The 18,769-nt window shown below is 33.2% G+C and carries 24 protein-coding genes; 9 read left to right on the top strand and 15 right to left on the bottom strand.

Translation table 11 applies throughout. From position 1 onward, the window contains the following. The first annotated feature begins 66 nt into the window (after positions 1–66). Positions 67–546, top strand: coding sequence for a 23S rRNA (pseudouridine(1915)-N(3))-methyltransferase RlmH (gene rlmH / locus RT412_RS12650; protein WP_313341144.1), 480 nt, complete (start codon positions 67–69; stop codon positions 544–546). Between the two features lie 39 nt (positions 547–585). Here the strand turns inward: rlmH and RT412_RS12645 are convergent, their stop codons facing one another. The 10 genes from RT412_RS12645 to RT412_RS12600 all read right to left on the bottom strand — a co-directional run bounded on the left by RT412_RS12645 (position 586) and on the right by RT412_RS12600 (position 7,824). Continuing rightward, on the bottom strand, positions 586–852 hold the full coding sequence (locus tag RT412_RS12645) for a VOC family protein (RefSeq protein ID WP_313370363.1): 267 nt from the start codon (positions 850–852) through the stop codon (positions 586–588). 498 nt (positions 853–1,350) lie between these two features. Continuing rightward, entirely contained in the window at positions 1,351–1,614 is a 264-nt protein-coding gene (locus RT412_RS12640) for a DUF5050 domain-containing protein (protein WP_313341147.1), read from the bottom strand. Then, complete coding sequence (locus tag RT412_RS12635; protein WP_313413292.1) at positions 1,611–2,114, bottom strand: hypothetical protein; 504 nt, start codon at positions 2,112–2,114, stop codon at positions 1,611–1,613. The genes RT412_RS12640 and RT412_RS12635 overlap by 4 nt, the downstream gene beginning before the upstream one ends. A gap of 134 nt (positions 2,115–2,248) precedes the next feature. Next, positions 2,249–2,458 (bottom strand): hypothetical protein, encoded by a 210-nt coding sequence (locus tag RT412_RS12630; RefSeq protein WP_313341153.1) that lies wholly within the window; start codon positions 2,456–2,458, stop codon positions 2,249–2,251. A 110-nt stretch (positions 2,459–2,568) separates the two neighbouring features. Continuing rightward, positions 2,569–2,985 carry a hypothetical protein gene (locus RT412_RS12625; RefSeq protein ID WP_313341156.1) on the bottom strand — a complete coding sequence of 139 codons (417 nt, stop codon included), beginning with the start codon at positions 2,983–2,985 and terminating at the stop codon, positions 2,569–2,571. Positions 2,986–3,024: 39 nt separating this feature from the next. Beyond that, positions 3,025–3,708, bottom strand: a complete 684-nt coding sequence (locus RT412_RS12620) for a response regulator transcription factor (RefSeq protein ID WP_313341159.1) — start codon at positions 3,706–3,708, stop codon at positions 3,025–3,027. A 14-nt stretch (positions 3,709–3,722) separates the two neighbouring features. Then, positions 3,723–5,030, bottom strand: a complete 1,308-nt coding sequence (locus tag RT412_RS12615; protein WP_313341162.1) for a HAMP domain-containing sensor histidine kinase — start codon at positions 5,028–5,030, stop codon at positions 3,723–3,725. Positions 5,031–5,039: 9 nt separating this feature from the next. Further along, a complete protein-coding gene (locus RT412_RS12610) occupies positions 5,040–5,783 on the bottom strand; it encodes an ABC transporter permease subunit (RefSeq protein ID WP_313341165.1) in 744 nt (247 codons plus the stop codon). Continuing rightward, a complete protein-coding gene (locus RT412_RS12605) occupies positions 5,784–6,494 on the bottom strand; it encodes an ABC transporter ATP-binding protein (protein ID WP_313341168.1) in 711 nt (236 codons plus the stop codon). A gap of 61 nt (positions 6,495–6,555) precedes the next feature. After that, complete coding sequence (locus RT412_RS12600) at positions 6,556–7,824, bottom strand: hypothetical protein (protein WP_313341171.1); 1,269 nt, start codon at positions 7,822–7,824, stop codon at positions 6,556–6,558. Between the two features lie 321 nt (positions 7,825–8,145). Here RT412_RS12600 and RT412_RS12595 point away from each other — a divergent pair, with 321 nt between their 5' ends. The 8 genes from RT412_RS12595 (at position 8,146) to RT412_RS12560 (ending at position 14,994) form a co-directional block, all read left to right on the top strand. Beyond that, complete coding sequence (locus RT412_RS12595) at positions 8,146–8,370, top strand: MoaD/ThiS family protein (RefSeq protein WP_313341174.1); 225 nt, start codon at positions 8,146–8,148, stop codon at positions 8,368–8,370. A 255-nt stretch (positions 8,371–8,625) separates the two neighbouring features. After that, the gene (locus tag RT412_RS12590; protein ID WP_313341177.1) at positions 8,626–9,105 is read left to right on the top strand and encodes a 4Fe-4S dicluster domain-containing protein; all 480 of its coding nucleotides are present in this window, start codon (positions 8,626–8,628) and stop codon (positions 9,103–9,105) included. Beyond that, the gene (locus tag RT412_RS12585) at positions 9,106–10,941 is read left to right on the top strand and encodes an aldehyde ferredoxin oxidoreductase family protein (RefSeq protein ID WP_313341180.1); all 1,836 of its coding nucleotides are present in this window, start codon (positions 9,106–9,108) and stop codon (positions 10,939–10,941) included. A gap of 139 nt (positions 10,942–11,080) precedes the next feature. Beyond that, positions 11,081–11,569, top strand: coding sequence for an NADH-quinone oxidoreductase subunit NuoE (nuoE, locus tag RT412_RS12580; RefSeq protein ID WP_313370967.1), 489 nt, complete (start codon positions 11,081–11,083; stop codon positions 11,567–11,569). Continuing rightward, a complete protein-coding gene (locus RT412_RS12575) occupies positions 11,562–13,361 on the top strand; it encodes an NADH-quinone oxidoreductase subunit NuoF (protein WP_313341186.1) in 1,800 nt (599 codons plus the stop codon). The genes nuoE and RT412_RS12575 overlap by 8 nt, the downstream gene beginning before the upstream one ends. Beyond that, the gene (locus RT412_RS12570) at positions 13,351–14,097 is read left to right on the top strand and encodes a 2Fe-2S iron-sulfur cluster-binding protein (RefSeq protein WP_313341189.1); all 747 of its coding nucleotides are present in this window, start codon (positions 13,351–13,353) and stop codon (positions 14,095–14,097) included. The genes RT412_RS12575 and RT412_RS12570 overlap by 11 nt, the downstream gene beginning before the upstream one ends. Before the next feature lie 57 nt (positions 14,098–14,154). Further along, on the top strand, positions 14,155–14,469 hold the full coding sequence (locus tag RT412_RS12565; protein WP_313341192.1) for a hypothetical protein: 315 nt from the start codon (positions 14,155–14,157) through the stop codon (positions 14,467–14,469). A 306-nt stretch (positions 14,470–14,775) separates the two neighbouring features. Beyond that, positions 14,776–14,994 (top strand): small, acid-soluble spore protein, alpha/beta type, encoded by a 219-nt coding sequence (locus RT412_RS12560; protein ID WP_313341195.1) that lies wholly within the window; start codon positions 14,776–14,778, stop codon positions 14,992–14,994. Positions 14,995–15,025: 31 nt separating this feature from the next. Here RT412_RS12560 and RT412_RS12555 read toward each other — a convergent pair whose 3' ends face one another. From RT412_RS12555 to udk, 5 genes are all read right to left on the bottom strand, one after another. After that, on the bottom strand, positions 15,026–15,925 hold the full coding sequence (locus RT412_RS12555; protein ID WP_313341198.1) for an LCP family protein: 900 nt from the start codon (positions 15,923–15,925) through the stop codon (positions 15,026–15,028). Between the two features lie 89 nt (positions 15,926–16,014). Continuing rightward, positions 16,015–16,566, bottom strand: coding sequence for a cob(I)yrinic acid a,c-diamide adenosyltransferase (locus RT412_RS12550; protein ID WP_313341201.1), 552 nt, complete (start codon positions 16,564–16,566; stop codon positions 16,015–16,017). Between the two features lie 12 nt (positions 16,567–16,578). Beyond that, positions 16,579–17,445 (bottom strand): 16S rRNA (adenine(1518)-N(6)/adenine(1519)-N(6))-dimethyltransferase RsmA, encoded by an 867-nt coding sequence (gene rsmA / locus RT412_RS12545; RefSeq protein ID WP_313341204.1) that lies wholly within the window; start codon positions 17,443–17,445, stop codon positions 16,579–16,581. Positions 17,446–17,453: 8 nt separating this feature from the next. Then, positions 17,454–17,999 (bottom strand): ribonuclease M5, encoded by a 546-nt coding sequence (rnmV, locus tag RT412_RS12540; RefSeq protein ID WP_313341207.1) that lies wholly within the window; start codon positions 17,997–17,999, stop codon positions 17,454–17,456. An 18-nt stretch (positions 18,000–18,017) separates the two neighbouring features. After that, positions 18,018–18,650 carry a uridine kinase gene (udk, locus tag RT412_RS12535; RefSeq protein WP_313341210.1) on the bottom strand — a complete coding sequence of 211 codons (633 nt, stop codon included), beginning with the start codon at positions 18,648–18,650 and terminating at the stop codon, positions 18,018–18,020. Positions 18,651–18,769: the final 119 nt, after the last annotated feature.

Here is an 18,769-nt window from a genome sequence, read left to right as displayed (position 1 = left end):
ATTGTTTTTTTATGATATACTATATTAACAAAACAGATAAATATATATTGCAAATAAGGTGAAAATATGAAAATAACAACTATATCCGTAGGAAAGATAAGAGAAAGGTTTTTTATTGATGCAATTAACGAATATACAAAGAGATTATCGAAATTTTGTAAACTGACGGAAGAAATAATACCTGACGAAAGAGCAGACGACAGTTACTCTCAGGCAGAAATAGAACAGGTTAAAATAAAGGAAGGTATAAAAATAGCTAACAGCATACCTAAAAATTCATTTGTAATTGTTATGGATATAAAGGGAAAACAGCTCAGCTCAAAAGAGTTAGCAGAAAAAATAAATAATTTAGGTATCAATGGTATTTCGGATATAACCTTTATCATCGGAGGCAGCAACGGTCTGTCGGAAGATGTAATAAAAAAAGCTGACTTTAAGCTGTCATTTTCTAAAATGACATTTCCCCATCAGCTGTTTAAAATCATATTATTAGAGCAAATATACCGAGCATTCAAAATAAATGCGGGGGAAATTTATCATAAGTAGGTCTTTTATAATGTTAATTTGGATACTTTTTCAATAATTTTATATACTTCTAAAATATATATGATTACCATCCGGGTCACAAAAATGCATATTCTTTGCTCCCCATGGCTGAAGTTTGGGAATATCAATAATATATATCCCTAATTTTAGTAATCTTTCATATTCTTCATCTACATCATCAACTGCAAATGCTATACTGATATTTTGATTTTGATTATTCTTTACTTCTCCATTATTATATATACTTAAACTTGTACCTTCTGTAATAATAAATTGATGTACTTCGTCTCTGCAGTCTGAAGAAATATTTAAAATTTTTCTATAGATTATCCGTTTTAATTATAGGTCTATCTCCAAGAACAAATTTGTTTTCTGTATTTAGCCAATCTGTCCATGCTTCTTCAAAGCAATCCATCTCTTAAATTTTTTTAAAAAATTATCTGATTTTAAAAATATTTTTCCCACCAATCGCAAGAATTCCATATTTTAAGTGCATCTTCATCCCAATAAGGTTTCATTTCATCTGGAAGGAGCAGTTTTACTATTAATAATTAGTTTATAATAATATGTGTTACGGCGAGACTTATCATAAGTAGGTTTTCTATTAATATTAATACTTACTCTCCATAATTCAAAAAACGTTCTTTATTTGTTTTCACAATCTCAGCCTCTCTTAGCCTCATCTCAATTACGTATTATCATTATTCGTTTCTATTTTATCATAATTCCGTCCATATTAATAATTTTTAAACGTGGTTGTTGCTTACCATTTGTAGCAACATAGAAAATATAATCTTCGGTTACTCACATACCCATCTCATATAAATAGATATCACCGTCAAGGGCTACAACATTGCTGCCGTCAGTATTCATTCTATATAATCCTTTAAATCTCCAATCTGAATCATCAGGAACTTTTAATGTATAATATATATGGCAGTCATCTTTAATAAATTTAAGTACTTGTCTATTTGACAGAGGTTCACTCGTTTTATCACTTAAATTCATTCGATATAATTTTTCTTCAATATCATCCAAATAATAAATATATTCTTCATCAGCAATCATATTTTAATATTTATTTTTTCTGAAACTTCAATGGGTGGTCGATAAGAAAGAATTTTTATAAATATGAATACAACTGCTAATGTAATTATAACAGGGACAGCTACTGTCTTAACATAGTAATTCAAATAATTAGCAATTGTATATTTTTCCTTGTTTTCATCAATATAATTTCCGATTAATGATATGCATTCCTTGATTTGCAGCTTACTTAACCTATTAAAAACTATACTGTTCTTTTCAAAGTATATGGATGCTTCATCATCTAAATTGTTATTTTTATAATCCTGCAATATATGTGATATTTCATTATTTCTTGATTTAATAAATTTTTTGTCTATTCCCTTGAAATAATAAATTTTATTCTTTTTTAATACAGTGAATACTACAATTGCCGCTACCATAATTAAAAATATGTAAAATGAATCGTATAATCCATTTAAAAATCCGTTTTTATACCGTAATCTACCTATTACCATAAAATATATAACAATAATTAACATTTTGTTATATATTTCCGGTATTAAATTTTTAAATTTGAAATTGATTATCATATAAAAAATCAAAAATACTAAAATGATATTATATATTCAAGCGTTTTTTCTCCCATATAACCCCCTTAAAAATTATTCTGATATTACTTTTGTTTTTTAAATTTAAAATAGTCTAAGAGCAAGTAAATTAAGAAAGCCACAATGTACGATGCAACAAATTGCACAACAGCCTGCACAAAAATGGGTGGATATATTTTGTTTAAATTTGGATCCATAATTCTTGGAATAATTACCATTCCTATTGTTGCTCCTAAGCCTATGCCTAAAGCACCTTTTAATGCTCGTTTTAACATTTTTATCACCTCATAATTCATAATTCTACAATTATGAACTACCTAACTTGAACATATAATATTATACCACTAATTACCATGAATTTATATATTTTATTTATCAAGTGATCCTATATCTTGTAATTTCTATACCTGCTAATGTATTCTTTCAGCACTTTTCTCCCGCGAACAAGTTCTTCAAGCAGTTCTTCATAAGTGCAGTCTGGTACAGGTATGTTATCATATATTGAATATCCTAACACATCTCTCCAAATTAGTACTGCTCTGTTTATAGGTTTAATTTCTAATAAAGCCCTTTGAATTCCTTTTAAATTATAATTGCAATGTGACTTCGGTACATTCAGGAATATTTTTATTAGTTCTATAATTGTTAATTGAAACAAATTCTCTGTTACTTTATAATCTTCATCCAATTCATTAACAGTATGCATGATTGCATGAGCAGCCATTTCTGCTGCAAGCTCTTCTTCACCGGTAAGTCTAAAAGCAACTGTGTATACTCTTTTGAAAAATAAGTCCATATCCATAAACCTTCCACCTATATATAAAAGAATCAATATTTTATACTAAATTTTAAATCTATATCCTGCTCCCCATACGGTTTCAATATACTGACAACCTTCAGAGTTCGTCTCAATTTTTTCTCTTATTCTTGCTATATGTACAGTTATTGTTGTTGTATCTGATAAAGCATCATACCCCCAAACTTTTTCAAACAGCTCTTCTTTGCTAAAAACCCTATTTGGGTTTTCAGCTAAAAATAAAAGTAAATCAAATTCCTTTTGAGGTAAAAAAACTTCATTATCTTCTATAAAAACTCTGCGGTCTTCTTTATCAATAGATAACGCTCCTGTTCTTATTAGTTTTTTCTTTGAATTGTTATTAAACCTTTCATATGTTTTTAGGTGACTGTTTACCCTTGCAACCAATTCACCCATGCTAAAAGGCTTAGTTATGTAATCATCAGCACCTAAGTTTAATCCTTTAATTTTATATATTTCATCGGATTTTGCAGACACAATAAGTACCGGTATTTGTTTTGAATCGGATATCTCTTTTAATATATCAAATCCACCCTTTTGAGGAAGCATCAAATCCAAAATAACCAGATCAAATCTATCGTTTTTTATATGCTCAAGACCGGTATCACCATCGAAAACACAAACAACCTCATAGCCGCTCATTTCCAAATAATCCTTTTGCAGCTCTGATATGCTTTTATCATCTTCAATAATTAATATCCTTTTCATGCTATCATTTCCTCTCAATTAACTTTTTTTAAAGAAATAATGATGGAAGAACCTTCGCCAATTTCAGAAATTGCCCAAATTCGTCCACCTAAGACTTCTACTATCTGCTTTGCGATTGCAAGCCCCAAACCACTTGAACCCTCAACCGCCCTTGCAGTATCCGCTCTGTAAAATCTATCAAAAACATAGGGCAAATCATCCTTGCTGATTCCTTTGCCATTATCCTTAAACTCTATTATAACTGATGAATTTGTTTCTCTTAATATAATTTTCAGTTGACCGGATTCTTTTTCAATGTTTCTCTTAGCATTATCTAATATATTTTGTATCACGCGCTTAAATTTTTCACTATCTATTATTACGAAATATACAGCTGAAAGTTCATTCGCTAAAATTATACTTTTATTCTCACGTTCAAATTCCGCTGAACTATCCTCAACACAGCCTTCCATATATTTCACAATATTAACCTTTTCTTTTTCAAAGGGCATTTGATTTAAATCCAGCTTGGAATACAGCAGTAAATCCTCTATCATGGTGTTTATCAGCTTTGTTTTGTCAACAGCTTTTGATAAATAATACTGCTTCTTTTCGTCAGTGTCAGCAACGCCGTCCAGAACCCCATCTATATATCCTCTTATGGATGTAACCGGGGTTTTAAGATCATGTGATATGCTTGATATTAAGAATTTTCTGTTTTCATCATATTTTTGCTGATAGTATATAGAGTTTTTAAGTTGAAGACGCAACTGTTCTACAGCACTTCCAAGCTCTTTGACCTCACCATAGCCATGATCTGTAATTGCTGTTTCAAGCTCGCCGGTTCTTAACTTCTCTGTTTCCTTTGTTAAATTTGTAATGGGTATTATGATATTTTTCATATTTTGCTTTTGAACAACTGTACTTGCTGCAACAAAGACTATCAGAAAAGTTATAAAAACAAATACAATAAGAAATCTATAATTATCATCTGTATTTATAATAGGATTAAGGGTTATTATCATATATTTATCGCCACTTAATGTTGTAAAGTTTTCTGCATTTATGCTGTAATTTGTATCGCCATTGTCATAATAATTATTTTTAACACTTATATTCATCAGCATTTCTTTAATTTGCAGGGTGCTGAAATCCTCATTATTATATATAATATTATCGTCTTCCATAACTACTATGGCTGCTTCTCCCAAGCTTCCGGAAATGGGGGATTTATGTAATAAATTATAAAAATAGACATAAGCAAAACCAACACAACCGGTAATAATAATTGTGCCTATGAGCGTCATCATACTTTGTGTTAAAAATCTTTGTTTTAAATTCATAAAATCATCCTAAATATTTTTATTTTCAAACAGATAATACCCTGCTGTAAATAACATTATACCGTAACCGAGCAAAATTAGAAATACCCTGAGTATCTTGCTGAAATTTATATAGCTACCTAAGGCCAATCTGTACCAATCAAAGGTCGATGTAAATAACAAGCTTTTTAAGTGCGGAAAAGCCAAACCTACTCCGTTAAACACCAAAAACACAAAAACAGAAAGCATAAAAGCACTTGTTGTTCCCTTTGTAACATTTGAAATCAAGACAACCGCCAATGCAAAGATAAAAACCGGAAAGAATTCCATGATATATGCAATTAATATTTTAAAAAAATTTGGCATACTTCTGTTTATAAACAAGGAAGCCACAAGGGATAAGACCATTACAAGAATAAGATTAGTTATTATGAATCCGGCAATAGCAAGAATTTTCCCCAAAAATACCTTAAACCTTGATGCAGGTCCTGTAAGAGTAAATTTAATCGTATGATCAGCAAATTCTCCGGCAAACATATCTATACAGATAAAAGCAGTAAAAAGAGGGAAAAATGTGTAGCTTAAAACCGCCAAAACCATAATTGAAAATTCTGAGCTTCCCGTTATACTTATTCCCGCGAAGTTATTTAAGGCATATACTGCAATTGCTGTAACAATAACTGAAAAAAAAGAAAATATCAATGCTGCTGTGACCTTTTTCTTTTTAGACATTTTAAATATTTCATTTATGTATATTGCTTTAAGAGTCTGCATTCATATTACCTCACTTAAATAATAATTCTCCAAAGAAGAATAATTTTTTAAAATATTATGTGTGCTGTCTACAGCTAAAAGTTTACCATTATATAAAATGCCAACTTTATTGCATGTGAGTTCTATATCATGTATTAAATGGCTGGATATAAAAAATGTTGTCTTGTGCTGATCTGACAGATTAAGGATTAATCTTCTCATCTCTACCATCCCTTCAACATCCAAGCCATTTAGTGGCTCGTCCAAAATTAAAACCTCAGGATTTGATAAAATTGCCATGGCGATGCCGATTCTTTGCTTCATACCTAAGGAATAGTGCTTTATCTTTTCATTTTTATATTTAATAAGCCCTGTAATCTCCAGACATTCATCAATTCTCACTCCATCCACATCATCATGAAACCGTCCGCACAGCTTCATATTTTCATATGCGGTCAGATAAGGAAAGGGGGTTACATTCTCTATAATGCAGCCGACCTTTTTCATTGCCTTTTCATAGTCCTCTGAAATTCTATAACCGTTTAACACAACATCGCCCTTGTCGGCTTTCATAAGACCCACCATAATCTTCATTGCAGTAGTCTTCCCTGCCCCATTTGGTCCTAAAAATCCGAATATTTCCCCGCGGTCAATTTCCAGATTAATGTCCTGTATTCCGCGGTTGTTTTTATATTTTTTTGAAAGATTTTCAATTATAATTGCTTTATCCAACATAACCTCCCGACAAAATGGTTTTGGGGCGAAAAGACCGAAGCCTTTACGCCCTTTACTGTTATTCTAATATTCTAAAGAAATGACTGTCAAAATTATCATCATGATTTGAATATGAATACCCATTCACATTCCCATCGTCATCTTCACTAAATTCGACATCAAATGATACACTGATATTTTGTAACCCTTCGCGATGAATAATTCCCTTTTGCTTCTCGCCGTTACTGTCTGTATAGTTCAGTATGGTGTAATGTCTTGACTCACCATAATTTGAACTAAACTCAAAGTTTCTTATCATATCAGGTTCATATCCCTCATTATAAGCTTCATAGTATCTGCCTGTCATGCTTTCTTCATCGACAGAGGTTATCTCAACAATTCTTTCACCTATTTTTGAAAAGGAATTATTCTCTTTTTTTACAATGTCATTTTTATATTTTCCTATATATTTCGTATCAAATTCAAAGCCTTCCTTGGTATAAGTTACCTTTTGTCCATCTAAGTTTGGAGCAGTAACAATTGTATTATCAATATCTTTTACGTCAATTGAAAATTCTATAGTATAAATATGTTCAGTACCGTTACTGTCCTCCGCGGATATACTTGCAGTAAAAATACCGCTTTCTATAATTCCCTCTTCGTTTTCAATTGCCTTGCCTGATGCATCCATAACAAATATATTTGATTTAGGATATGGAATATTCAGCCTTTTTGCTGTATGCTCACTGATTATTGAATATTTTAACATAAAGGATGAAACAGCATTAACAAGAGGTGGGATTTCTGCGTCTGATATATTTCCCATATACATTTTCTTTCCGCCCGATTCTTCGATTTGAATAACATCCTCTAAGCTTCCTACAAAAGCATCCATAATCTTTTCTGCATCAGTAACTCGTTCTTCTTCAAAAGGATTTTCAAATATTTTTCTGTTATTGTTATCAGATTCTTGTTTCTCAGTAACATTATATGAACCATCCTTAAAATTTTTATGTATAGACTGATTTTCATCACTATACCAGTAGCTCTCCCTTATTTCACCTTTTTCAAGATTTTTTCCGCTTGTTTCCTGGGCTTGTTTTGCAATGTCAAATTTTGTATTATCAGTTGATTCCACATAAGTCTTACCGTCAACTTTTATAGATACAATAACATCAACACTAAAGTTGTCAACCTCATTTGACAATTTTTCCGCTGTTATCTTTGCGGAATTTTTCAAGCTGTGATATCCCGAACCAAGCATAATATCCGCAAAGGCTGATGTTGCAAAAATCAATACACCAAGAACAAAAACCGCAACGATAGCTGATTTTTTATTAAAATTCATTTTCCTTCCTCCGATATATAATTAATCACTCTAAAATCATAAACGTTTATGTATTATATATTTACATAATACATTATTAGTCTTGAATAACTATAAACTAATTATTAACAATTTATTAATTTTTGAGCTTTCACTTACTTAAATAAAGAGACCGAGAATAACATCTCAGTCCATAAGTGGTATTGGTCATAACATTTTCACCAGTATGGTTACTTGCTTACCACTCCAATAAATAAAAACTTTATTGTCTTTTAAAACTTTATATGAAAAGAGTTGTAATATCGTTTGCCTTGCTGTATAATATATAGAAAGGTGATATTTATGGAAGTTGAAATAAGACTGTTTGCATCTTTTAGAAAAGGACGCTGGAAATGCAAACGTTTAACCTATGATAATGGGGACAAAATTACAAACATTCTTAATTCTCTTAATATTAATAAAGATGAAATAGGAATGATTTTAGTAAACGGCGAATACCGAAATTCTGAATATATATTAAGTGACGGAGATATTCTTTCTATATTTCCTCCTGTTGCAGGAGGATAATGTTCCGATTCACAGCTGACCTTAATGGCCTCTATGAACGTTAGGGCGTAAAAAGCAATTTTTACACCTGCCATTGCGCAAAGGGACACAAATTAACTAAGTTAATTTGTGTCTTTTTATTGCAATTGAAACAAGGTTACCCACAATCATATCTCTTATTGTTTGTTGAGCTTAAGTTTCTTTTTAACGGTTGATTAGTATTAATGCACTAATTAATATTAAATATTTATATTACACTAAGGAGGTTTTATTTTTATGTCAAAAGGTTTAGTTGTTTCACCTGAAAAATGTACCGGCTGCAGAATATGTGAGCTTGCATGTTCTTACAGCAAGTACGATAACTTTAACCCTAAGGATTCTGCTGTTTCTGTGTTGTTTTTTGACGAGGTCGGTCTGCAGGTTCCTATGATGTGCATGCAATGTGATGAGCCTCATTGTATGACGGTATGTATGGTTAATGCTCTAACAAAAGATGAAAAGACAGGTATAGTAAATTACGACAAAGAAAAATGTATCGGATGCAAAATGTGTGTGAGTGCATGTCCATTTGGTAATATGACCTACAGCTCAAGATTGAAAAGTGTTATAAAATGCGATATGTGCGGCGGTGACCCCGAGTGTGTAAAAATGTGCAGCTTCAAAGCAATTGAATACAAAGAATTAGACAGCACCTTGGATAAGAGAAAAATACTTGCCAACCAGTTCAAAGTGGCATATGGAGAGGGGGCTAAATAAATGAAAGGCTATACTGAAAAATTAATAAGAGTAAATCTAACTGATAAAAGTATCAAAATCGAAAAGCTGAACATGGACTATGCAAAAGAATATATAGGAGGCAGAGGTCTTGGTTCTAAATACTTATACGAAGAAATAGACCCTGAAATAGATGCATTAAGCCCTGAAAACAAACTTATATTCATGACCGGACCGATGACCGGAACATATGCAACCTGTGCCGGAAGATTTAATGTAGTAGCAAAGGCTCCTTTAACGGGTACAATCGGTGCAGCAAATTCCGGAGGATATTGGGGACCAGAATTAAAATTTGCAGGATATGACGGAATAATATTTGAAGGCAAATCAAAAGAATTAGTTTATTTACATATAAATGATGACATAGTTGAATTAAAAAGCGCTGCTCATTTATGGGGTAAAAATGTTTTTGAAACAACTGATACTTTATTAAAAGAGAACGAAGAGGATGCGAAGATAGCATGTATCGGCCCCGCAGGAGAAAATCTTGTGCTTTTTGCAGCTGTTATGAACGACAAGGACAGGGCAGCAGGAAGATCAGGGCTTGGAGCAGTTATGGGGTCTAAAAATCTAAAGGCAGTAGTTGTTAAAGGAACAAAAGGTATCAATGTAGCAAATAAAGAACAGTTTAATGAAGCGGCAGCCGACGCAAAACAGAAGGTTAATGCAAATGGTGTAACAGGAATAGGCGGCGGACTTGCAACCTTCGGAACAGAAATTTTGGTTAATATATTAAATGAAATGCATGCTCTTCCTACTAACAATTGGCTGTTTTCAAGATTTGAAGATGGTGAAAAAATAAGCGGTGAGTATCTAAACGAACATTACTTGGTTAAAAATAAAGCTTGCTATGCATGTCCGATTGGATGTGGCAGAGTTATTAAAATTCCTGACGGTGAATATAAAGGAATAGTTGGCGGTCCTGAATACGAAGCTGCCTGGGCGTACGGTGCATCCTGCGGAGTAAGCGACTTAAATACTATAAACAAGGCGAACCATGTGTGCAATATGCTTGGTTTAGACCCTATAACAATGGGGGCTACAATCGCATGTGCTATGGAACTTTATGAAAAAGGTTATATTACAGATGAAGAGCTTGGAGGCAAGCAGTTAAAATTCGGTGATGCCGACAGCATTTTGGAGTGGACTGAAAAGACGGGTACAAGAGAAGGCTTTGGAAATTTATTAGCTCTTGGTTCCTACAGATTAGCCGAAAAATACGGTCATCCTGAATTCTCTATGACAGTTAAAAAACAAGAAATGCCTGCTTATGACGGAAGAGCTATACAAGGAATGGGACTCTCTTACGCAACAAGCAACCGAGGCGGTTGCCATGTTAGAGGATATGTAACTTCAACCGAAGTTCTCGGAATACCAATGAAGACTGACCCTCTAACAACCGAAGGAAAAGCACCGCTGGTAAAATTATTCCAAGACTTAACTGCTCTTGTTGATTCATCTGATATATGTCTGTTCTCAACTTTTGCAATCGGTTTGCCTGAAATATCAAGCATGTTAAGAGGAACTACCGGTATAGAAATGTCTGATGAGGAATTGTTGATGGCCGGTGAAAGAATTTGGAACCTTGAAAAGCTTTTTAACCTTGAAGCCGGGTTAACAAGACAGGATGATTTGCTTCCTCCAAGATTACTTAACGAACCGGTAACAAGCGGGCCATCCATAGGAAAAGTTACTGAACTGATAGCTATGCTTGATGAATATTATCAGATTAGAGGCTGGGATATGGAAGGTATTCCTACTGAAGAAAAACTCGAAGAATTATCACTTATTAACAGAAAATTAGCAGAAGCCTTTTAAGCAGACGACCCAAATCTTAATTTAGTGTCAGTCGCTTATGCTGTATGTGAGATTTGGTGTCGGTCGCTTATACTGTAAGTGTAAATAAGATGCAATGGTATACCATTGCATCTTATGAATTTTTATTTTAGGTGGTGACATAGTGGAACTTAAATCTATTAACGATTATAAAGAATCAATTGAATTAATTAAGAAATACCCGCCAGAAAAGCAACACACATTAGCAATTCTGCAGGATGTTCAAAATAATTACGGATTTATACCCAGAGATACTATTAATTATGTTGCTGAATATTTAGGATTGCCGGTCAGCGAAATTTACAGCATGGCAACCTTTTATAAGGCTTTGAGCTTGAAGCCTAAAGGAAAATATGTTATAAAGGTGTGCAATGGAACAGCTTGTCACATCAGGGGTTCTAACACATTGATAGAAGAATTAACAGAATATCTTGACATTTCTTTAGGTGAAACAACAGAGGATGGATTATTTTCAATAGAAATAGTAAATTGTCTCGGTGCTTGTGCTTTAGCTCCTGTCATGGTCGTGGACGGTAAATACTATGGTGCCGTGACAAAGGAAAAAGTAAAGCTGATTCTTGATGAATATAAGGAGGCAGCTTATGCGTAAAATATTAGTCTGTTGCGGTACAGGCTGTTTGGCTAACGACAGCTATAAAGTTTATGAAAAATTTATAGATTTGCTGTTAAACACCGATATAGAAATCGAGCCGTCCATAAAACCGACAGGATGTAATGGATTGTGCGAAAAAGGTCCAGTTGTTAAAATACTACCGGATGATATATCTTATTTCAAGGTATCAGAAAACGATGTAGAAGAAATTATTAATAAGACCATATTAAATGGAGAAATAATAGAAAGACTTTTATATTTTGACACTAACTCTAAAAAAAGAATTGTATCTCATAAGGATGCTTCTTTTTATAAACACCAGCATAAAATTGCTCTCAGAAACATCGGTGAAACAGACCCCAACAGTATTGAAGATTATATAGAAAGAGACGGTTTTAAAGCTCTCAAAAAAACTCTTACGTCAATGAGTTCTGAGGAAATTATTAAAGAAGTTGAATTGTCCGGATTAAGAGGAAGAGGCGGCGCCGGATTCCCTACCGGCAGCAAATGGAGAAGCTGCGCTAATTACAATAATAATCCAAAATATGTCGTTTGTAATGGTGACGAAGGCGACCCTGGTGCTTTTATGGATAGAAGCATTATGGAGGGAGATCCTTTTACTGTAATTGAAGGTATGATTATCTGTGCTTTCGCTGTTGACTCTAATAAGGGTTATCTCTATATCAGGGATGAATACGAACTTGCAAGAAAAAACATGCAAAAAGCAATCAATAGTGCAAAAGAACAAGGATACTTAGGAAACAATATTCTTAAAAGCGGTTACGATTTTGATTTAGAAATCGTAAGAGGCGGTGGCGCATTTGTATGTGGTGAGTCAAGCGCTCTGATGGCATCAATTGAAGGCAACGTAGGTGAGCCAAGAGCTAAATATATTAGAAGCGTTGAAAAAGGCCTTTGGAATAAACCTACAGTTTTAAACAATGTTGAAACATGGGCAAACATACCACCCATTATACTTAATGGAGCTGATTGGTTTAAAAATATAGGAACTGATAATAATTCAGGAACAAAGGTATTTTCATTGGTCGGAAAGGTTAAAAACACAGGATTGGTTGAAATCCCAATGGGAACAACATTAAGAGAGCTGATTTACAGCATAGGAGGCGGCATTATTAAAGACAGATCTTTTAAAGCAGCTCAAACAGGAGGTCCTTCCGGAGGATGTATACCTAAAGAATTTTTGGATATATCACTTAACTTTGATTCATTAAGCAACATCGGCTCGATGATGGGCTCAGGCGGAGTTATAGTTATGGATGATACAACATGTATGGTTGACCTTGCAAAATATTACATGGAGTTTTTATCTGAGGAATCCTGCGGTAAATGCACTACATGCAGAGAAGGTATCAAAATGATGCTTAATATACTCAATAATATAACAGAAGGCAATGCTGACTTAGAAGATTTGAATCTGCTTGAACAATTAAGCGAAACAATTATGTCTGCATCTCTATGCGGACTTGGCAAAACTGCTCCTAATCCTGTCATAACTACATTAAAGTATTTTAGAGACGAATATATTGACCATATAGAAAATAAAAAATGCACTGCAGGAGTGTGCAAAAATCTAACTACATACTTTATATCAGAAGAAGAATGTATAGGTTGCGGATTATGCGAAAGAAAATGTCCTGTAAATGCGATAACAGGAAATTCAAAAGAACCTCATTTAATTAATGACACAATCTGCATTAAGTGCGGTACCTGCTATCAAATCTGTCCTACAGATTCTATTAAGATTGGAGGTGCAAAAAATGAAAATTAAAATAAACGGTAATCTGTATGATGGTTATAAAGGTGAAACTTTAATGGAACTTGCTAAAAGAAATCACATTGATATTCCCAATTTGTGCCATAAAAAAGGTTTTGAGGGACAAGGCAGATGCAGATTATGTATGGTTGAAGTAAAAGATAAAAATAAGGTTAAAACCGTTTCTGCATGCGTATACCCTATAAAAGACGGAATTGAAGTTTTTACCGATTCTGAAAACATCAGAAAGTTAAGAAAAGATATAATTCTGCTTCTTTTATTAAGAGCTCCTAACAACGAATACATAAATAAATTATCCATGGATTATAACATCATTGCACCTCATAAGTATATTGACAGTACCGGCACAGAAAACTGCATATTGTGTGGCTTATGTGTAAAAGCATGCGAAAAAATGGGAACAAAATCTATATCATTAGTAAACAGAGGAACTTCAAAAAAAGTATCCACTCCTTATGATGATGCATCTAAGGATTGTATCGGATGTGGTGCTTGTGCAGAGGTATGCCCAACCAAAGCAATCAACTTGAAGGATGAAGAAGGTATCAGAACTATATGGAACAAGAAGTTTGAATTAGTTAAATGCTCTATGTGCGGTAAGTATTGTACTACAAAAGAATCCATAGAATTTATAAAAAATAGAATTGGTGAATACGAAATATTGTGTGATAGTTGCAGAAAAAAAGAAATTTCTAAAAAATTTAAAGATGTATGTCGTAACACTTTATAAACTGTCGAATATGATAATATTGAGCTTGACTCAAATAAAATAGAATAAGGTGTTATTATGAGTTGTGATAGATTTATTAATAGGTCCGGAGATTGCGGCCAAGTAATGGGTACATTCGGAATTCAAAGAATTGCTTTAAGAGGACCCGGATGCATCGACGGCACAGGACAGTGTACAGGCGTAGCAGGCACCGGCGGAAGACGATGCTTCTGTTTTGAAGATGTTGCAGGTACAGGCGATTTCAGATGCGATAATGTATTAGGCACTGGTGGAAGACGCTTTCGTAAAGAGGTTGCAGGCACCGGCGGAAGAAAAAGATTTTTGGATAAATGCGAATTTTGCCTGAAAACACCTATTACAGTTCCAAGATAAGCGATAGGGGAAAGCAGATGACCCAAGTCTTTAAGCAGATGACCCAAATTTTAATTTGGTGTCAGTCGCTTATGCTGTATGCGAGATTTGGTGTCAGTCGCCTATCCTGAACGTAGTGATAGGGAAAACTGAATTTATAATGAGCAGTTTCTGTTAATTCAGTTTCTGCTCATTTTTTTTCATATTATTTTTATTTTTTGAAATATTTTTCAGTTTATATTATTTTTTTAGGTTAATAATAATTTTATAGCTTCATATGAAAATTGGAGCTTGTGTAGGTAAATAATCATAAAGGAGCTGTAAAAAATGAGTAACAGAAATAAATTAGTAGTTCCTGAAGCCCAGCAAGCTGTTAACAATTTAAAAATGGAAATAGCTCAGGATTTAGGTGTGCCTGTTTTAAAAAATTCAACTTCAGAAATGTATCCTGCTGTTGTTAATGGATTAAGTGTAAGAGAAATGGTACGAATGGGCGAAAAAATGCTTATAAATAATCAACCGCCTACAGACAGAGATATTTATTAATTTTATTTAAAAAACGCCGATTAGGCGTTTTTTATTCTATATCAAGTATACTATATACCAAGTTTTTCGTTTCCTCTTGATTAATTATATAAAATGAAATATCATTTATTGTTTTAGGTGCTCCCGGCAAAGTATGAAAGTTTATATTATCAACAGAAAGTCCCACACTGCTCACTGCTAATGAGGTTACTTCCGTTAAAGCAAAATCTGTTTTCACGTGGGGATATACCTCGCTTACTACCTTAGGCAATCTAAATGATAAAGCTTTCTTTATAGCTGCTTTAATAAAACCCTGCTGAGCTTCTATTCTTCCTAAGTCACCTTCTGCATATCCTCGATAACCTGCATAATTGGTTTTTCTGAATCTTAAAAACTCCATTGCTCTGTCACCCTTAATCAGCTGTTCTCCCGCAGGTATATTGATATCTAACGGTGGGTCTGAGTAAGGATCTGTATATCTCATATGGAACGGTACATCTACCTCCACTCCTCCTACTGCATCAACGGCTGCTCTTACACCGTCATAGTCAACAGTAACGTATTTGTCAATTTTCATGCCTGTTATACCTAAAATAATTTCATTAAGACCTTCTATTCCTTTTACGGTATAAACAGTATTAATTTTATTGTTGCCGCTGTTTCTAAATCCATCCCTTTCTATGTATGTATCTCTTGGGATTGATATAATATCAGCTGTCTTCGTCTTCGTATTATAGCTTGCAACCATTATTGTATCAGAACGTTCATGCTCTAAACCCAATAATAACACATTAATTCTTTCATTTTTATTGTTACCTATTATATTATTGAAAATATCTGTAGCTTCTACATTTATGCCGCTATTGAAACCCGTCAGCATAAATAAGCCACCGGTAACTATCAATGAAAAGCATATGAGCGAAGTCAAGAATACTTTTAAAAAACGCTTCAATTTAAATTCCTCCAATCATATTACTTTTATATGATATCATAAATATATTATTTGTAAAGAATTCAAATATTAAGAATTTATGAAAATTTTTACAACTTTTCATTGTAACTTTTTTCAAAATCCATAATAGCTAAATCACTTTCCAAGTATCTTGCATAGGTGTAGAGAACATCAGACAGACGGTTCACAAATTTTAACAGAGTATCACTTACCGGCTCTTCTCTTTTAAGTGCCAATATTCTTCTTTCGGCTCTTCTGCATATTGTTCTTGAAACGTGAAGCGCTGCAGCAGCTTTTGATGAGCCGGGCACTATAAATTTATCAACACCTTTTATTTTAGGCAGATAATCATCAATTATCTTTTCTAATGCGGTGATATCATCATCCTTTATTTTGTACACATATTTACCTTCTTCTACCGTTGCCAATTCACCTGCTACAAAGAATAGCCTCATTTGAATTTTCTTTAACTTTTCTTTTATTTTCTCATCTTCTACAGATTTCATCGCAAAACCGATTGATGAATTAAGTTCGTCAACTGTTCCATAGGATTCTACTCTCAATGAATCCTTATCTACTCTTGTACCATCATACAGAGACGTTTGTCCCTTATCACCTGTCTTTGTGTAAATTTTCATCATATATTCCTCCCATTATTTTAAAATTTTACTGATTTCATCTGAAATTTTTCCAAATTCCTCAAGTCCCAAATTTTCTCCTCTAATGCCGGGATCTATATTTGAATTTTCTAAGGCAGTTTTTATTACTTCCTTAGGAATTTTAAGATTGTTACTTAAGCCGTTTAATAATGTTTTTCTTCTCTGTCCGAATGATGCTTTTATTATATCAAACATCAGTTTTTCATCATTAACCTTTATCTTTGGCTCGTTCAATATATTAAATTCAATAACCGCCGAATCAACCTTAGGTCTTGGCATAAATACGGTGTTAGGCACAATCATAACAATGTCGGTATCTGCTCTGTACTGAACAGCTAATGTTATTGCTCCGAACTCTTTGCTTCCCGGTTGTGAATTTAATCTCTGTGCAACTTCCTTTTGTACCATTACAACAATTTTGGATACTTTGTAGCCCTCTTCCAATATTTTCATGATTATTGGTGTTGTAATGTAATATGGCAGATTTGCTACTATTTTTACATCAAGGCCTTTAAACTCCTCTTCTATCAGCTTATTCACATTAACCTTCATAAAGTCATCATAAATTATTTTAAGATTGTCAAAATTTAAAGTTTCCTTGTGAACTTCAACCAAGCCTTTATCAACTTCAACAGCAACAACCTTCTTTGCCTTGCCGCATAAAATCTGAGTAAGTGTTCCAAACCCCGGACCTATTTCCAAAACACCCGAATTTTCATCTAACTCTGCTGTTTCTGCTATTTTATTAATTATATTTCCGTCAATAAGAAAATTTTGACCTAAGCTTTTGCTGAATTTAAATCCGTATTTATCAAGTATATATTTCATCACCTTAGGTGAATATAGCTTTTTATCATCCATTAATTTATCTATTCCTCGTTATTTTCAACTTTAATTATCGCTTTTTCTAATTCTTCTCTTGTAATACCAAAAGAATTCAATCTTTTTAAAAATTGTTTTGCACTGCAATAGCCTATGGCAAGCTCATCACCAAGAAATCCTCTCCTTTTTGAAGCATTGTCATTACCTGCAAGACCGTAATAAATCATATCTTTATTTGTAAATTCCCCAACGCTGTCTGAAATTTCTGCTCTTGCATTTTTTAGCGCTTCTCTGATATCCTCCGGAGATGCATTTTCAACACCTATGTCGCCATCCTTTTTTGCCTTATCTCTGGATATATATGCGTGCTTGCAATTTTCTATTTCCTCTGAAAGAATATTTCTGATTTTTTTGCCCGGAAAATCAGGATCCGTCAAAATTATTATACCTCTGTTTTTAGAAGCTTTCTTTATAATCTTAATTATATTTTCATTTATACCAAGACCACTGGTTGCTATTACCTCTGCATCCACTGCTCTTTTTACAGCTGATATATCAGATTTTCCTTCAACCACTATTATTTCTTTTATCAAATTTTACACCTCTTTAAGCTAAGCTCTGTAAGCATATTCAAGCAACGATTTAATTTTTGTAACCATCAAATCAACTGCTACCAAATTATTACCGCCTTCTGTAACAATGATATCCGCATATTTTTTGCTTGGCTCGATAAATTGTTCATGTGCAGGCCTTACAGTACTTAAATACTGATTAATAACCGAATCCAAGCTTCTTTTTCTTTCATTCATATCTCTTACAATTCTTCTTAAAATCCTTATATCGGCATCAGTGTCTACAAATATTTTTATATCTAACAGCTCCCTGATTCTTTCTTCATAAAAAATCAGCAAACCTTCAACTATGATTATTTCCTTTGGTTCAGAGATAATTGTTTCCTTTGTTCTGTTATGTATTCCATAATCATAAATGGGTTTTTGTATCGTATTTCCCTTTTTTAATTCCTTTATATGCTCCACAAACAAATCCGTATCAAATGCAAATGGATGATCGTAATTAGTCTTGCATCTTTGCTCGTATGTTAAGTGGCTTTGATCCTTATAATATGCATCATGTTCCATTATAGATATACTTTTTTCCGGAACCTCTGAATTAATCCTGTTAACAATTGTTGTTTTGCCTGACCCGCTGCCTCCACATACTCCAATAAAAATAGGTTGCTTCATAATTTCCTCTCATATATTGTTTTCTATTTACAATATACACTATTTTTTAAATTTTGTACATACGATTTTGATTTCAATTTGCAGTATCATTACTAAACAGTATACAATCTCGTTGCGGT

It is taken from the genome of Sedimentibacter sp., from assembly GCF_032080165.1.
Taxonomy (GTDB): Bacteria; Bacillota; Clostridia; order Tissierellales; family Sedimentibacteraceae; genus Sedimentibacter.
The sequence above is the reverse complement of the archived record's forward strand: the minus strand, read 5'-3'. Positions and strand labels throughout refer to the sequence as shown.

Bases quoted from the DNA above. Each gene is read 5' to 3' on its own strand.
- rlmH (WP_313341144.1), top strand. From the start codon at position 67: ATGAAAATAACAACTATATCCGTAGGAAAGATAAGAGAAAGGTTTTTT.
- RT412_RS12640 (WP_313341147.1), bottom strand. From the start codon at position 1,614: ATGATTGCTGATGAAGAATATATTTATTATTTGGATGATATTGAAGAA.
- RT412_RS12635 (WP_313413292.1), bottom strand. From the start codon at position 2,114: ATGTTAATTATTGTTATATATTTTATGGTAATAGGTAGATTACGGTAT.
- RT412_RS12630 (WP_313341153.1), bottom strand. From the start codon at position 2,458: ATGTTAAAACGAGCATTAAAAGGTGCTTTAGGCATAGGCTTAGGAGCA.
- RT412_RS12625 (WP_313341156.1), bottom strand. From the start codon at position 2,985: ATGGATATGGACTTATTTTTCAAAAGAGTATACACAGTTGCTTTTAGA.
- RT412_RS12620 (WP_313341159.1), bottom strand. From the start codon at position 3,708: ATGAAAAGGATATTAATTATTGAAGATGATAAAAGCATATCAGAGCTG.
- RT412_RS12615 (WP_313341162.1), bottom strand. From the start codon at position 5,030: ATGAATTTAAAACAAAGATTTTTAACACAAAGTATGATGACGCTCATA.
- RT412_RS12610 (WP_313341165.1), bottom strand. From the start codon at position 5,783: ATGCAGACTCTTAAAGCAATATACATAAATGAAATATTTAAAATGTCT.
- RT412_RS12600 (WP_313341171.1), bottom strand. From the start codon at position 7,824: ATGAATTTTAATAAAAAATCAGCTATCGTTGCGGTTTTTGTTCTTGGT.
- RT412_RS12595 (WP_313341174.1), top strand. From the start codon at position 8,146: ATGGAAGTTGAAATAAGACTGTTTGCATCTTTTAGAAAAGGACGCTGG.
- RT412_RS12590 (WP_313341177.1), top strand. From the start codon at position 8,626: ATGTCAAAAGGTTTAGTTGTTTCACCTGAAAAATGTACCGGCTGCAGA.
- RT412_RS12585 (WP_313341180.1), top strand. From the start codon at position 9,106: ATGAAAGGCTATACTGAAAAATTAATAAGAGTAAATCTAACTGATAAA.
- RT412_RS12575 (WP_313341186.1), top strand. From the start codon at position 11,562: ATGCGTAAAATATTAGTCTGTTGCGGTACAGGCTGTTTGGCTAACGAC.
- RT412_RS12570 (WP_313341189.1), top strand. From the start codon at position 13,351: ATGAAAATTAAAATAAACGGTAATCTGTATGATGGTTATAAAGGTGAA.
- RT412_RS12565 (WP_313341192.1), top strand. From the start codon at position 14,155: ATGAGTTGTGATAGATTTATTAATAGGTCCGGAGATTGCGGCCAAGTA.
- RT412_RS12560 (WP_313341195.1), top strand. From the start codon at position 14,776: ATGAGTAACAGAAATAAATTAGTAGTTCCTGAAGCCCAGCAAGCTGTT.
- RT412_RS12550 (WP_313341201.1), bottom strand. From the start codon at position 16,566: ATGATGAAAATTTACACAAAGACAGGTGATAAGGGACAAACGTCTCTG.
- rsmA (WP_313341204.1), bottom strand. From the start codon at position 17,445: ATGGATGATAAAAAGCTATATTCACCTAAGGTGATGAAATATATACTT.
- udk (WP_313341210.1), bottom strand. From the start codon at position 18,650: ATGAAGCAACCTATTTTTATTGGAGTATGTGGAGGCAGCGGGTCAGGC.